This window comes from Streptomyces sp. NPDC002742 (genome assembly GCF_042888885.1).
Taxonomy (GTDB): Bacteria; Actinomycetota; Actinomycetes; order Streptomycetales; family Streptomycetaceae; genus Streptomyces.
Genome location: NZ_JBIAQF010000044.1, coordinates 12,161 through 25,445, shown reverse-complemented (window position 1 = coordinate 25,445; position 13,285 = coordinate 12,161). Strand labels below are relative to the sequence as shown.

Here is a 13,285-nt window from a genome sequence, read left to right as displayed (position 1 = left end):
GGACGCCGTCGATGTCCACGATCACCTGCCTGCGCGCGTCCGGCGCAGCGCCACCGCGAGCGCGACATCCAGCAGGATCATGCCCGGATCGTGCACAGCCTGCGGCTTGCGCCACGGTGCCGGCGCCGCCGATATCGCCACATCCGGACCGGACTTGCGGATCGTCTCGACCAGAGCACCGCACCGGCATGCGAAATCACTCCGTGACCACCGCCCTTGACGCGGGCACGCGGATAGGACCCGATACGCTTCTTCACCTGGAAGGTGCCTCCGACGGCGGCAGGACGAGGGCCTCAGCAATCCTCATTCTCGCTGGTCAGAGGCACTTTCTGCTTTCTTGATCACCAGCCGGACAGCCCGCCTCGTGAAGCGCGAGGCCAGGGCGCGTATCGAGTCGTGATCAATGGGTGGTTCGGGTGAGGCCCTTGAGCCAGATCATCGAGGCGCGTAGGTGGAGGCCGGCGAGGTAGCTTCTGCCCACCGGTTTTGAACCGCCAGATCACGCCCTCGAACTGCTGCCGCAGCCGCTCGGGGTACGGGCCGTACTCGCCCACCGGCGGGTACGGCCCGATGAACTCCCAGTCAGCATCCGTCAGGCACTCGCGTCACGCACGGACTTCTACCGGTCCACGCCCCGCCACGAGGCCGGATCGCGCGGATTGACCGCCACCACATGCGCCCCGTAGGAGAGTGCGGTCGACCGATGAGGAACATCTGGAGGTGTACCGCGGCTTTGCCGGGCCGCTGGTTTGTGACTACGGTCAACCGCTGGCCCGCAGGATCCCTTCCGCTACCAGGGCCGCGGCGAGCTCCACCTTCTCGTCGTTGCTCAGGTTGCCCGCTAGCTCGCGCACGTAGAAGGCGCCGGTGTGGGCGACGAACTTCAGTGCGTCGGCGGCGACGTCGTTCACGCCGATCAGGATCTCACCGTCCGGCGCGAGCAGAAGGACCTCGCTTCCCTCCACCCGGACGCTTTGTCGCCCCGCCTGCTCGTTCACGAGCCGGCGCCGCAGCGTCAAGGTTCGGCCGTCGTACCAAACATCGGGCAGTTCCTCGCCGAACACGTCCTCGTACTGGTTCTTGAACTCCCGGAAGGAAGCCGTGGGGCGCTCCGGCAGGAAACCCTCCGCTGGCGCCGGCACGGGTGCGTTGCTGGGCGCGTGATGGACGTAGCGGCCGAAGAACCGCTCGCAAAAGTCCTGGTACTGCACTGTGAACAGAATGAACTGGTGCCATGCTTCGTCGACCCGGAGCGAGTGCATCTGCCATGACCGCTCGGGATGCTCGTGCACCAGCACGCAGTACCGTTTGACCTCCCTGAAGAGCAGCTCCGCCTCTGCCGGCGAGTCGACGATCTTCTCTTTGAGCAGCTTCTCGATCAGGTACGGCGCTGGATGGTCCACGGCTGTGGACCGGTCGACGGTCCGCAGGCTCAGAACCACGGCTTACTCCGGGCTGGACGCGGTCAGGGTCTGCGGCGGGTGAGACGTGCAAATGCCGCACGGGCTGTGGCAGGGCTGGCAAGGTGAATGGCAGTCATCTGCGGACTCCGCGCGCTGGCGCCGGGTGATGCGCAGCCGACCGTCCGACAACGAGGGAGCGGCCGCGTCGTAGATGTCCGCCGTGCTCTCTTGACGGCGCCGGGCAGACGCGTCGTAGATGTCGGCAACGCTCTCCTTGCGGCGTCGGACGACGGTGGCATCGGACTTGAGCCAGAGCACGGACCCGCCGAAAGGCATCAGCTGCGCCGGAGCCTCCTCGACGTGTAGCACGTCTGATCGGCGGATCTCGACGCACTGCGAGAGGTTGTAGAGGCTCGCGTACAGCCAGATGTGGTCGCCGCTGCTCGCCGAACCGGTGTAGCCGCAGAACACCTTTACGTTCGTCCCGTGCGGCTGTAGGACACGCAGTAGCGGATGCTCCGGAATGGACGTACCGGCTTCTTTGGTAGCCAACGTTCTTCCTTCTCTCGTTTCTATGGGCCCCCTGGAGTTCCGACCGTAGGACCCGCAACCGTGAATCCGCCGCCGACGCCATCAGTGCGTCAGCCGATTCCAGTAAGCGGCACTGCCATACGGCTTATCACAGCTGCCGGACGGCGGGCCGTGTGGCGCGGATGATGCGGGTAGCCATCGGGGGCCCACCACCGCGCCCGGCGTCGTGAACAGTCTCCACGCCGACGACATCCAGGCCGGCCTGCGCGAGCAACCGTTCCCACAGCGGGAGTTCCAGGACCCACCGCTCCATCGTCGCCGGGGTCCCGTCGGCCAGGGCAGTGGGGAGTTGGGCGGAACGAACCCAGCTCTCGGCGGCCTCACCATTGCGATAGTGGCCCAGAGTGGAAAACACCAGCGTCCCACCCGGGCGTAGGCTCGCGACGACGGCCGGCAGAAGGCGGCGAGGATCGGTGAAGTCCAGGGCGCCGAAGACGCTGTAGACGACGTCGAAGGCGGAGGGACGCTCGACGAGGTAGGAGGTGGCCTCAGCGAGGACTACGCGGAGCCGCGGCACGTTACGGTACGACCGGCGGCAGCGCTCGTGTATGGAGGCGGACGAGTCGAGCGCGGTCACTTCGGAGGCTGCGCTGGTCCCGGCAAGATGGGCGGCTTGGCGTCCGGTGCCGGCACCCACCTCGATGACGGCCATGCCGTCAAGGGAGCCAAGGATCTCGGCACCCGGCTCGTTGCGCTGGTACCAGTCCCAGTGGAAGGTACCGTCCACCCCCGCAACCCTGTCGGCCCGGGTCCGGCGGGCTCCGTAGCACTGCCAGAGGTCGGGGCCGGTGTCCTGCGAGGGTCGGGTCACGGGGCTCATCCTCGACCCCTGGCAGCGGTCGGCAGGGGCATCGGCACGTTGTATCCACCCGAAGGGGTGGAGCGGCACAACGTCCCGGACACCCTCCGCCCGGACCGCCTCATCGCCGGCGTCACTACCGCCGAGGGCGAAAAGGCGATCCGCGCCGTCTACGCCCCCGTCCTGGACGCCGGTGTCCCCTCTTCGTCACCGACCCGCAGACCGCCGAACTCGCGAAGGGTGCGGCGAACACCTTCCTCGGCCTGAAAATCAGCTACATCAACGCCGTCGCCGACATGTGCGAGGCCGCGGGCGGCGACGTCTCCAAGATCGTGGAGATCCTCGGCATCGACCCCCGAATCGGCAGCGGCGGCATGATGCCCGGCATCGGCTACGGCGGCGGATGCCTCTCCAAGGACGTCCGCGCCTTCACCGCCTCCGCCCGGCAGCTCGGCGCCGACCACGCCGCGAGCCTCCTGCGCGCCGCCGAGAAGATCAACGAGAGCCGTACCGACGTCGCCCTGACCCTCATCACCCGCGCCTTGGGGGATCACCCCATCGAGGGCGCCCGGGTCACCGTGTGGGGTGCGGCGTTCAAGCCCGGCACATGACAGGTCTGATCATCGGCGGCAGCGGCTTCCTGGGAACCGAGCTGATCCGGCAGGCGAGCGCGACCGGGCACAGAACGGCAGCGACGTACACGACCAAGCCCGGCGACACCCACCAGGCCGCGTGGTATCACCTGGATCTGCGGGATGCAGAACTCCTGGACGCCGTCATGGCCGAGGTCAGCCCGCGTCTCGTCATCAACGCGTCGAGCGGCAAGGCCGACTGGGCGGTGACGGCGGAGGGCCCCGTCCGGCTGGCGATGGCTGCGGCGAAATACGGCAGCCGCCTGGTCCACGTGTCCAGTGATGCCGTCTTCTCGGGTGCCCGCGTCCACTACGACGAGTCCTGTCCCCCTGACCCCGTCACCCCGTACGGAGCAGCGAAGGCGGCGGCGGAGACCGGGATTCTCGCCGTGTCTCCGGAGGCCGTTGTCGCCCGCACGTCACTGATCATCGGCGGCGGGCGTTCCGCACATGAACACGCTGTGCACGAACTCGCCGCCGGCGTCCGCGAGGGTGTCCTGTTCACCGACGACATCCGCTGCCCAGTGCACGTCGCCGACCTGGCCGCCGCCCTTTTGGAGCTGGCGTCATCCGACGCGTCCGGTATTCACCATCTCGCAGGGCCCGATGCTCTGAGCCGTCACGAGCTCGGCATCCTCATCGCCAGGCGTGACGGTCTCGACGCCTCACGGCTGCCCGAGGGCCTGCGGGCCACCAGCGGACTGCCCGGCGCCCTCGACGTACGCCTCGACAGCCAAGCGACCCAGCGGGAACTGAGCACCACACTGCGTGGCGCTCGGCAGTTCTGCATGGCCACTCGCGTGACCGCCCGGCCCGCCGATTTATGAGCGGGCCAATGAGACGGGCGGCCCCGGGCTGCGTCCTCGTCGGCTTCGACCGCCTTGCGCAGCCGCCGTTCCAGGTGCTCCGCGTCCTCGGCCGGCTGCCGGAGTTCGGCGGACGTCTTCCTGCGGGGCCTGGTCGACATCCCGGACCGGCTCGACGCTGCTCTCGCGCGTCATCCGCAGACCGGGCTGAAGCGGACGGTCGAAGTACGCGTCAGCTGACGCGAAGACCGACCGCCAGCGTCAGTTCAAGGACCCGGTGTGGCGATGCGAGATCCGGAAACAGCTCCCGCAGCTGCGTCATCCGGTACCGGACCGTCTGGGGATGGACGAACAACGCCGCCGCCACCTCGTCCCGCCTTCCCTGGTGCAGCAGCCACTCCCGCAATGTCTCCTCCAGTCGCCGTGCGGTCGCGACAGGCAAGGTCCGCAACGGTGCGAGGGCTCGGGCACGCAGGTCCGCGAACGCGTCCACGTCGGCGCTCAGCACCAGCTCGGGCAGGTGGTCCTCGGTGTCGCGAATATCGGAGGAGAGGGAGCGTGCGCGTACGGCTCGTGCGTACGAGGCGGACGCACGAGTCCATGGCCGGGCCGGGCCGACCACGGCGGTGCGGTCGGTCAGCTGCCGCAAGAGATGTGGTCGGTCGGCATCGGGGACGAGCAGCACACCGGTGGCGTCCGGCAGATCGTCGAGGACGAGGGTGCTCGGGTCGAGCGCGCGGTAGGCAGGCCGGGCCTGGGCGGCGGGCAGCAGGACCGCGGTCAGTGAAACCGGAGGCTGCCACCCGGCCCGTTGAACAGAGGCCAGCAGCACGTCCGGGCTCGCGCCGGCGACGAGGTCGCGGGCCAGGTGTTCCAGGTGCCGCTCGTGGTCCCTGCCCCGGGCGGCCAGTTCGTCGGCGTGGCCCGCGGCGCTCGCGGCGGAGAGCTCGTCGATGTAGGCGAAGGTCAGCTCGGCGAACTTGGCGACCTCGGCGGCGGGCAGACCTGCGGGTACGGCACCCGCCGCCAGGCATCGCCAGGCCACGCGAGCGCCGACACGGTAGGCGCTGAGCAGGGCGTCCATCGAACGGCCGTCACGCACCTCGCCGCGGCCCAGCTCGTAGGCCGCGTCGCCGCCGTCGCCGCCTGCGGCGTTCCCGCTCGCGAGGTCCAGGTAGTGCCCCAGGGCGGTGCGGACGGCTCGGCGGATGGTGCCGCCCATGCTGCCCGAAAGGGCGTTGGCGTAGGAAGGGACCTCGTCGATGATCGCCTGGACGACCTCGTCGGCGGTGGTCTTCAGCGCGGCCCGAAGCACGGTGACCGTCGTCTCATCCAGGGCCAGTTCGCTGGCCCTCCGAGTTACATGGCTCACGTTCTATTCCCTGCGAACAATTCCGTCGATCAGATTCACGTCCTGCGGTCAGGACTTTACGCCCTGAGACGCAGCAAGCTGGGGCCATGACGAGTACAGCCCTCCGCAGCAGGGCGTGGAAACTGCTGGAGATGGTCACGACGCCGCTGCTGCCGTCGGACTACCTCGACCTGGTCAGCCCGCTGCGTGCGGGCGCCGACCTGCGGGGGCGCATCGAGGCCGTGCACCCCGAGACGGGGGACGCCGCGACCATCGTGATCAGGCCGGGACGGGGCTGGCGCGGCCACACAGCAGGTCAGTACGTGCGGATCGGGGTCGACGTCGACGGGGTGCGCCTGTGGCGTGCCTACTCCATCACCTCACCGACGAACCGCGAGGACGGCCGCGTCACGATCACCGTGAAGGCGATCCCGGACGGCAAGGTCAGCAACCACCTGGTCCGCAGGGCGAGGCCGGGCACGCTGATCCAGCTCGACCAGCCGACCGGTGACTTCGTGCTGCCGCAGGCCGAGCCCGCCAAGGTGCTCTACCTGACGGCCGGCAGCGGCATCACGCCCGTGATGGGCATGCTGCGCGACACCGAGTTCGACGACGTCGTCATGGTCCACTGCGCGCCCCGGCCGCAAGACGTGATCTTCCGCGACGAACTGCACGGCCTGGTCGCGGACAAGAAACTGCGGCTCACAGAGGTGCACACCGACACGGACGGCATGCTCGACATCGCCCGTCTCGACGAACTCGTGCCCGACTGGGCCGAGCGCGAGACCTGGGCGTGCGGGCCCGCGGGCCTGCTCGACGCCGCCGAGGGACATTGGACCGAGCACGGCGTACAAGAGCGCCTGCACACCGAACGCTTCCGCCCCAGCATCGTCGTCGCCGGCGAAGGCGGCGAGGTCACGTTCAGTACCACCGGCAAGACCGTCGACGCGGACGGCGCCACGCCGTTGCTGGACATCGGCGAGGAGGCCGGCGTGCTCATGCCCTCCGGGTGCCGCATGGGCATCTGCTTCGGCTGCGTCACGCCGCTCAAGGCGGGCGCAGTCCGCGACCTGCGCACCGGCGAGATCACCGAGGCCGAGCCGGGCGTCCTCATCCAGACCTGCGTGTCCGCCGCGGCGGGCCCCTGCGACATCGAACGGTAGGAGCACCTTGACCGCCATCGACCCCACCGCCCACCTGACCGCGGAGCAGATCGAGGAGCTCGGCCGCGAGCTGGACGCGATCCGCGACGAGGTGATCGCCGGCCGCGGCGAGAAGGACGCCGCCTACATCCGTAAGGTCATCTCGGCGCAGCGCAAGCTCGAGCTGGTCAGCAGGGGCGTGCTGCTGTTCTCGATCTTCCCGCCCGCGTGGGTGCTCGGCACCGCCGGTCTGTCCGTGGCGAAGATCATGGACAACATGGAGATCGGCCACAACATCCTGCACGGCCAGTGGGACTGGATGCGGGACCCGAAGATCCACTCCACCACCTGGGACTGGGATCACGTCTCGCCGGCCGAGCAGTGGAAGCACTCGCACAACGAGCTGCACCACACGTACACCAACGTGATCGGCAAGGACAACGACCTCGGCTACGGCATCATGCGCGTCGACGAGGACCAGAAGTGGCACCCGTTCCACCTCGGCCAGCCGCTGTGGAACTTCATCAACGCCTGCTTCTTCGAGTACGGCATCGCGGCGTACGACCTGGAGCTCGGCAAGAACCTGAACAAGCGCCGCCGCAAGAACCCGGAGTTCCGCGCGCGGGCCAGGGCCGTGGGCCGCAAGATCCGCAAGCAGGTGCTCAAGGACTACGTGATCCACCCGCTGCTGTCGGGCCCGTCGTTCCCCACCACGCTCGCCGCCACGTTCACCGCGAACCTGGTACGCAACATCTGGACCCACTCGGTGATCATGTGCGGGCACTTCCCCGAGGGCGTGCAGGTCTTCGAGCGCCGGTCGATCAGGGGCGAGACGCGCGGCCAGTGGTACCTGCGCCAGATGATGGGCTCGGCGAACATCAGCGGCAGCAAGGCCATGCACTTCATGACCGGCAACCTGTCGCACCAGATCGAGCACCACCTGTTCCCGGACCTGCCGAGCAACCGGTACGCCGAGGTCGCGGTGAAGGTGCGCGCGCTGTTCGAGAAGTACGAGCTGGAGTACGTCACCGGGCCGCTGCCCAAGCAGGTGTTCTCCGCGTGGCACAAGGTCTTCCGGCTCTCGCTGCCGAACAAGAAGCCCAAGGTCAAGACGCCGGACCGCGAGCAGGAGCTCGTCGCCGCCTGATTCCCGGTATTGGTTCAGATCTCTCGGCCGTACCGGCGGCACCGCCGGTTTCGGTGAGATCCGTTGCGGACGGACGGTGGGCGACCGCGACGTCAGACCTTACGACACGGGATCCGGGTCAGGCCGGGGACTCCGCCAAACGGGGGGAGCATGGGCGCGGTCGGGTCCAGCGCGGACAATGCCGCTGCGGAAAGCTTCAACGCCGCCTTCAAGCGAGAGACACTCAAGGGCCGCAAAGGCTGGTCGAACGAACGTGAAGCGCGACTCGACGCCTTCCGCCGGCTGACCCGATACACCCGACGCCGGCACTCCCACCTCGGTCAGCGATCTCCGATCGCCTACGAGAACGACCTCCCGCGAACAACAACTACCCTGACCCAAGCCGCATAGACGTTTTCAAACTCCGGGGTCAAGGCCCTTCTCGGTGTTCGCTCAGAACAAGGACAGGCCCTCGCTGTCGGTGTCCGCGATGACCGGCCGGGATCGGCTGGGGAGATCGTCCAGGCGGTCGGGACCGGCCGCAGCGCCGACATCAGGCGCGGTCTCGGTCAGCCAGGTGCCAAAACGCTCGACGGCTTCGCGATAGGTGACGCGCGCCAGGACACGGTGCTCTCCGGAAGGGCAGAAGTCAACACCGACAGTCAGCAGGCAAGAACGGGGCGCGTTCTGATTGCCCGTCCAGGACACCCGCAACACACCGCAGGGTTTTCGCCCGCGAGAACCACGGGGAGCAGGATGGGTCGGGCGCAGCGGCCTGCAGGCTGTGTGGGCGGTCCATGCGGCGAGGTGCGGCAGCGGCAGGGTGGTGCGGGCGCGGCAGCCAGGACAGCGATGCCAGTGGCGGAGCCAGTCGACGGCGTGCGTGTCAAACAGGCGCACGTAATGGTCGGCCACGCGGATGTCGTTGCTGTACAGGTGGTCGGGGCGTTCTTGTGTATTGCAGGACTGACAGACCGGAGCGCGGACGTAACCGTGTTCGTGACAGTGATCGAGCACGGTGGCGGGGGCAGTACGGCAGACGGCACACGTCCATCCGGCCACCTTGCGGGAAATACCGGGTTTCCTGCTGAGTACCGAGTACAGGCGGCCTTGCAGTTCCCCGTTGTACGGGCGCAGCGGGGCAGTTGGACAGTCCGGGCTCGTCTCGCGGCCGTCGGTGCCTCGGGTGTGCGGGTGCTGGGAGGGCGGCTCGGTGACGGCTGCGCTTTTCTGACGGGTCCGCGCTGTTTGCAGCCACTGTCTTTCCGCGTGCTCGGCCTCGTCCAGCAGCCTGACCACGGCGCGCGGCAGCCACCATGTCCGCACCGTACGGTCGCGGGTGCGCTCCACGAGTATCCGACGCCAGTCGATCCCCGCCAGATGAAACGACTGATCACCTCCGCGTCGTACCGGCTCCTCGGGGTCGCCCTGCTCCAGTAGTTCACATGTGATGCGCTGCCGCCATCGCAGCAGAATGCCCTCGCCGTGCTCCTGCTTCGGCGCGCCACCGAACGGGCCGATGCGGACCAGGTCCTGAGGGTCCATCGCTACCGCGCCCAGTTCCGCTGCCGACCGGCGCACCTCAACCTCCGGAACACCCCACTGGCCGTCGCGGGTCTTTCCAGTCCTTACCACACGAGCACCGAGCAGGACATACCCTTCCCCGGCATCGGCGGGAAAACCAGTGAACGCGGCAGAAACCGTCGGCACAGCGCTGTCGATCGTCAACTCGGCCCACAGAGCGTCTGCGGCACTCACAGTGATCACGTCACCCCTACGACCCGGAACAACACGCTCTGACATACCGACAGGCTAACGGGCCTGCACCAGCATGCTGACAGCTGGCAATCAACGGAGTGCCTGCTGGACGCGAACATCGCCGGCTGTGTCTCCTCGTCCCTGTCAGGCCCCTTGACGAGGAACGTCGCAGAATCCTGCTCAGGTGCCTCAGGGCCCTTGAGAAGGTCGTGCCATCGATCGGTGAAGAGGGCGGCGCGGTGGAGTACTACGAGCGCCTGCGCGAGATGGCCGAGCTTGCCACCGAACTCGGGAACTCCGGGCCCCGGTAGCGTCGAGTGACGCGAGGTGCTGGATCAGCCGACGGCTCGCTGCCCGGCACGGACATGACCATCTGGGCCGTACTCAAGCTGCCGAAGTCGACAGCCGAGGCTGCAGGATTCGGGGGTGACGAATCTGATCGAGATGGGTGAGCGCGAGTACTTCGCCCAGCTCGCCAAGCGGACCGGAATGTTCATCGGCCGCACGACGCGCGGCGGAGCGACCGCCTTCATGGCGGGCGATGACCAGGCCGCGCGCCGGCATGGCGGGCCGAGCCTGGACGGTTGGCGCGACTGGCTGATGACGAACCACGAGGTCAGCGGCAACCTTGTCCGGGAAGCCCAGATTCGGGACCTCGATCCCCGGGTGCTCGGCCAGCGAGTCCGCGACACTGCGCGCCTCACGATCCGACACGAGGTCAACCGGCCTGCGGGTCTCGACGTCGACCAGATCGGTCCCGTAGACACGGCCTTTGCGCATCGCGTACTCGTCGATGCCAACCACTCGCGGGACCTGCCGCTGGGGTTCCGGAAGGGCGTCGACCAGCCGTAGGACCGTGTTCGGGCTGTCCCTCGCCCCGAACACGTCGGCCAGCCGGGCACCGGCGCGACCGGCCAGGGCGAGGCCGACCTCCGCCGGCGCCGACCGCATTCGTTCGGTCCGCTGGCTGTGTCGGCGGGTCAGGCCCGCGACCTGCTCGACGAACGTCCGCCGCCCGCAGGAGACGTCCACCGCTCCCCACTGCCGCCTCTGACCGCCGCGGCGATGCGGACCGGGGCCGACTGGCCGCACCGATACGCGCTGTGGCTGGAGGAGACGGGGCTCGGCCCACTGCACTACGGGCGTTGGCTGCTGACTCCGCGCTCCACTTTCGCTCCGGGTATCTGGGATTGTGACCTCGTTCAGGACTGGCCGGACGCCACCCTCGAACTGCTCTGCGGGGGTGGCTGGCACGGTGTCTTGCCGCTGCGTCCGCTGCCGGCACCGGACGCCTCACGCGTGAAGGCGTACCGCAAGCACGCCCGGGAGGGCACTCTCGCCCCGGTCTTTCTGTGGTGGGTGTCCTTTCTGGACGGGTGGTTGCTCCTCGACGGTCATGACCGGGCTGCTGCCGCTCTGGCTGAGGGCATGCAACCGGCCTGCGTGGAACTGGTCCGCGTACCGGACGACGCCGACTGGCGGGCGACCGCCGAGAAGATCACCGAGGCGCACGAGGAACGAGTGGCGCGACTGGCCGAGCGCCCCGCGGGCCCGCACACTGCACGTGAACGGCAGGTGCTGGACCGGGGCTACGCCGACGTGATCTCCACCCTGGCGTACGACGCGAACGCCACTCCCGTGTTTGAACGCCCCCGCGACTGACCACGTCGTGCTGTGACTCTTACCGCGCGCCAAAGGGCGGGTGCGGCACCGAACTCGGCGTCGTCCGGGACGGCTCCGTACTACCGGACCCGGAGGAGCGCCAGGTGTTCGCCTCCGGCTCGGCTTCCGCGAGACACCTTGCCTCAGCCGATGTCGGCGCAGATCGGATCGCTGGAAGGCCGTGCGGCGGCGACGTTCATCAGGGAGATGCGGACCATCTGGCCCAAGCGGGCCAGATGCAGGGCGGATGCGTCGTCGTAGACGAGCACCCTGAGAGCATCAACGTGAAGCTGGTCCTCCTCACTCAGGCGTGGCAGGCCGACGAGCAGCTCGTGCGAGGGCCGTGTGGTCGCGGCGGCTTCGATGTCCGTGAGACGAAGCCGCCGCACCAGGGCCTCGGTGCCGGTTTCTCCCTGCGCGACCGCGTCCAGGACAAGGGCATGGACGCTCAAAGTGAGCAGCGTCTTCAGCAGTGCCTCGGCTGTGGCGGGGGCCATCGACCAGGTCCGGTATCGCTCGAAGCGGTCGTTGCGCTCCCCCGGGATGCGGTCGACCGCCCGGAGGATCCGCTCGCTCCACGTCACACACGCCACCCAGACGTCCACGGGGTCGGTCTCTCCTTTGGTGGTCGGATTGAGGCTGCGAGGAGGCTAGAGGCAGCGGGCCTTCAGGACGGCTCCGCTCACATCCGCGTTCGCGGTCTCGCCGTAGTGGACGGACCCGATAACGCGGGTGCGGTAGCTGTAGAGCGGAGCCGTACTCCGGTACTCACAGGTGAAGGACGCCGTGGTCGTCCGATAGGGAGGCGGGCAGGCGTACTGGTGGCTGGACTGCGCCACGGTGAGCCACCGGCCCGGACCGGGGTCGTACCACTCGAATTCCGACTCGCTGTTGCACGACAACGGCTCATGAGGTGTGCAGCTCTTGACCCGCCCACGCCTGTCATCTTGTTGGCGCTGCAATTCGGCTTCTCCGCACGGTAGGTACAGGCAACGGTGTCGCTCGCCGCGCCCGCGCCGTCCAGTGGAGGTGTGGAGCTCCCCGGTGAATCTTCGGTTGGCCGCGGTGAGGCGTCATTGTTGGTCAGGGGCCCGTCGACCGAGGGTCCAGTCAGGGTGGGATCATTCAGCACGTCAGGTCACATCCGTGCGACGGGGAGTACACACATGCGCAGGGCAGGGACGATAGCGGCTCTCATCGCGGCTGCCGCACTGATGACAGCGTGCGGCAGCAGCGGCGACGACGGCAAGGCAGAGCGCGCCGATAAGGGCGCGCCCACGTCGTCGCCGAAGCCGGCCTCTGACGGCCAGGACAGGACGTACGCCGTCTCCTTCGAAGTCGGTGGCAAGGGCAAGTCCAGCGTCTACTACAACCTCGACACGAACCACTCCGAGCAAGTCGCGCTTCCGTGGAAGAAGTCGGACAAGCTCACCTTGAACAGCACCGAACGCAAAGTCGGGATCACCGTATCCGTCGTGCCGGGGCCAGTGATGCTCTCCAACGGCCAGTTTGCCGCTGCTCCTTGCTCCATCACTGTCGATGGGAAGAAGGTCGCCGAGGACCCGGGTGGTGCCGACGGCAAGCACATGTGCGAGTACACCCTGCGGTAACAGCACACCTGTCGGCGGCGCATGCAGTCGGTGTCAGCCAGCGCGACTCAACGTGGCTCTCTCGAAGAGTCACAACTGCGTCCGCGGATTTCCGTCACCCCACGAACCGCATTTCGTCGGCTCCCCGTCAGGGTGGGCAGGGTCGAGGACGAGGTCGGCCTGCCCAAGACGATCGTCCCCGGTACGGCGTGGTCGGCATGCAGAGGCCCGATCCGGGTCACCAGCATGGTGTCGCTGTAGGCGCTCTCCAGCCATGTACGGGTGTCGGCGGCGCCGTCGCACCGTCCTGCCGTCGGCCGTCCGCTCCCACCAGCGCGGCACGAGAAGATGCCGCGGGACGTCGGCGAGGGGTTTCCACCACCGGGACTCCGGCCGGCACACGGCGTCGGCCATGCCACGCGCACG

General features: G+C 68.2%; 14 protein-coding genes and 2 pseudogenes. 8 read left to right on the top strand and 8 right to left on the bottom strand.

Annotated features, from left to right (window positions below; translation table 11 throughout):
- Positions 1 to 45 precede the first annotated feature (45 nt).
- The 4 genes and pseudogenes from ACFYW8_RS42095 to ACFYW8_RS42080 all read right to left on the bottom strand — a co-directional run.
- A pseudogene (locus tag ACFYW8_RS42095) lies at positions 46 to 257 on the bottom strand (IS1380 family transposase); the annotation flags it as partial.
- Between the two features lie 504 nt (positions 258 to 761).
- A complete protein-coding gene (locus ACFYW8_RS42090) occupies positions 762 to 1,442 on the bottom strand; it encodes a glycine-rich domain-containing protein (protein ID WP_389092192.1) in 681 nt (226 codons plus the stop codon).
- A gap of 3 nt (positions 1,443 to 1,445) precedes the next feature.
- Complete coding sequence (locus ACFYW8_RS42085) at positions 1,446 to 1,955, bottom strand: hypothetical protein (RefSeq protein ID WP_389092189.1); 510 nt, start codon at positions 1,953 to 1,955, stop codon at positions 1,446 to 1,448.
- Positions 1,956 to 2,082: 127 nt separating this feature from the next.
- Complete coding sequence (locus tag ACFYW8_RS42080) at positions 2,083 to 2,805, bottom strand: class I SAM-dependent methyltransferase (RefSeq protein WP_389092185.1); 723 nt, start codon at positions 2,803 to 2,805, stop codon at positions 2,083 to 2,085.
- Positions 2,806 to 3,056: 251 nt separating this feature from the next.
- On the opposite strand from ACFYW8_RS42080, the gene ACFYW8_RS42075 reads away from it, so the two are divergent.
- A complete protein-coding gene (locus tag ACFYW8_RS42075; protein ID WP_389092320.1) occupies positions 3,057 to 3,404 on the top strand; it encodes a hypothetical protein in 348 nt (115 codons plus the stop codon).
- Positions 3,401 to 4,252, top strand: a complete 852-nt coding sequence (locus ACFYW8_RS42070; protein WP_389092181.1) for an SDR family oxidoreductase — start codon at positions 3,401 to 3,403, stop codon at positions 4,250 to 4,252. The genes ACFYW8_RS42075 and ACFYW8_RS42070 overlap by 4 nt, the downstream gene beginning before the upstream one ends.
- A gap of 211 nt (positions 4,253 to 4,463) precedes the next feature.
- Here the strand turns inward: ACFYW8_RS42070 and ACFYW8_RS42065 are convergent, their stop codons facing one another.
- Positions 4,464 to 5,603 carry a helix-turn-helix domain-containing protein gene (locus tag ACFYW8_RS42065; RefSeq protein ID WP_365879837.1) on the bottom strand — a complete coding sequence of 380 codons (1,140 nt, stop codon included), beginning with the start codon at positions 5,601 to 5,603 and terminating at the stop codon, positions 4,464 to 4,466.
- 86 nt (positions 5,604 to 5,689) lie between these two features.
- On the opposite strand from ACFYW8_RS42065, the gene ACFYW8_RS42060 reads away from it, so the two are divergent.
- From ACFYW8_RS42060 to ACFYW8_RS42050, 3 genes and pseudogenes are all read left to right on the top strand, one after another.
- Positions 5,690 to 6,745, top strand: coding sequence for a ferredoxin reductase (locus tag ACFYW8_RS42060; protein ID WP_389092175.1), 1,056 nt, complete (start codon positions 5,690 to 5,692; stop codon positions 6,743 to 6,745).
- A gap of 7 nt (positions 6,746 to 6,752) precedes the next feature.
- The gene (locus ACFYW8_RS42055) at positions 6,753 to 7,871 is read left to right on the top strand and encodes a fatty acid desaturase family protein (RefSeq protein WP_389092171.1); all 1,119 of its coding nucleotides are present in this window, start codon (positions 6,753 to 6,755) and stop codon (positions 7,869 to 7,871) included.
- Positions 7,872 to 8,018: 147 nt separating this feature from the next.
- Positions 8,019 to 8,261: pseudogene (locus ACFYW8_RS42050) on the top strand (integrase core domain-containing protein); the annotation flags it as partial.
- Between the two features lie 42 nt (positions 8,262 to 8,303).
- Here the strand turns inward: ACFYW8_RS42050 and ACFYW8_RS42045 are convergent.
- A complete protein-coding gene (locus tag ACFYW8_RS42045; protein WP_389092166.1) occupies positions 8,304 to 9,617 on the bottom strand; it encodes an endonuclease domain-containing protein in 1,314 nt (437 codons plus the stop codon).
- A 417-nt stretch (positions 9,618 to 10,034) separates the two neighbouring features.
- Between ACFYW8_RS42045 and ACFYW8_RS42040 the strand changes: the two genes are divergently transcribed.
- Together ACFYW8_RS42040 and ACFYW8_RS42035 are read left to right on the top strand one after the other, a co-directional pair.
- Positions 10,035 to 10,460 (top strand): hypothetical protein, encoded by a 426-nt coding sequence (locus ACFYW8_RS42040; protein ID WP_389092161.1) that lies wholly within the window; start codon positions 10,035 to 10,037, stop codon positions 10,458 to 10,460.
- 117 nt (positions 10,461 to 10,577) lie between these two features.
- Entirely contained in the window at positions 10,578 to 11,270 is a 693-nt protein-coding gene (locus tag ACFYW8_RS42035) for a hypothetical protein (protein ID WP_389092156.1), read from the top strand.
- A gap of 143 nt (positions 11,271 to 11,413) precedes the next feature.
- Here ACFYW8_RS42035 and ACFYW8_RS42030 read toward each other — a convergent pair whose 3' ends face one another.
- Positions 11,414 to 11,875, bottom strand: coding sequence for a hypothetical protein (locus tag ACFYW8_RS42030; protein WP_389092152.1), 462 nt, complete (start codon positions 11,873 to 11,875; stop codon positions 11,414 to 11,416).
- Positions 11,876 to 11,920: 45 nt separating this feature from the next.
- Entirely contained in the window at positions 11,921 to 12,172 is a 252-nt protein-coding gene (locus ACFYW8_RS42025) for a hypothetical protein (RefSeq protein WP_365879825.1), read from the bottom strand.
- Between the two features lie 264 nt (positions 12,173 to 12,436).
- On the opposite strand from ACFYW8_RS42025, the gene ACFYW8_RS42020 reads away from it, so the two are divergent.
- Entirely contained in the window at positions 12,437 to 12,880 is a 444-nt protein-coding gene (locus ACFYW8_RS42020; protein ID WP_389092145.1) for a hypothetical protein, read from the top strand.
- Positions 12,881 to 13,285: the final 405 nt, after the last annotated feature.

What these genes read in the sequence shown, in the direction of transcription:
- ACFYW8_RS42020 (WP_389092145.1), top strand. Translation starts at nt 12,437, where the DNA reads ATGCGCAGGGCAGGGACGATAGCGGCTCTCATCGCGGCTGCCGCACTG.
- ACFYW8_RS42070 (WP_389092181.1), top strand. Translation starts at nt 3,401, where the DNA reads ATGACAGGTCTGATCATCGGCGGCAGCGGCTTCCTGGGAACCGAGCTG.
- ACFYW8_RS42060 (WP_389092175.1), top strand. Translation starts at nt 5,690, where the DNA reads ATGACGAGTACAGCCCTCCGCAGCAGGGCGTGGAAACTGCTGGAGATG.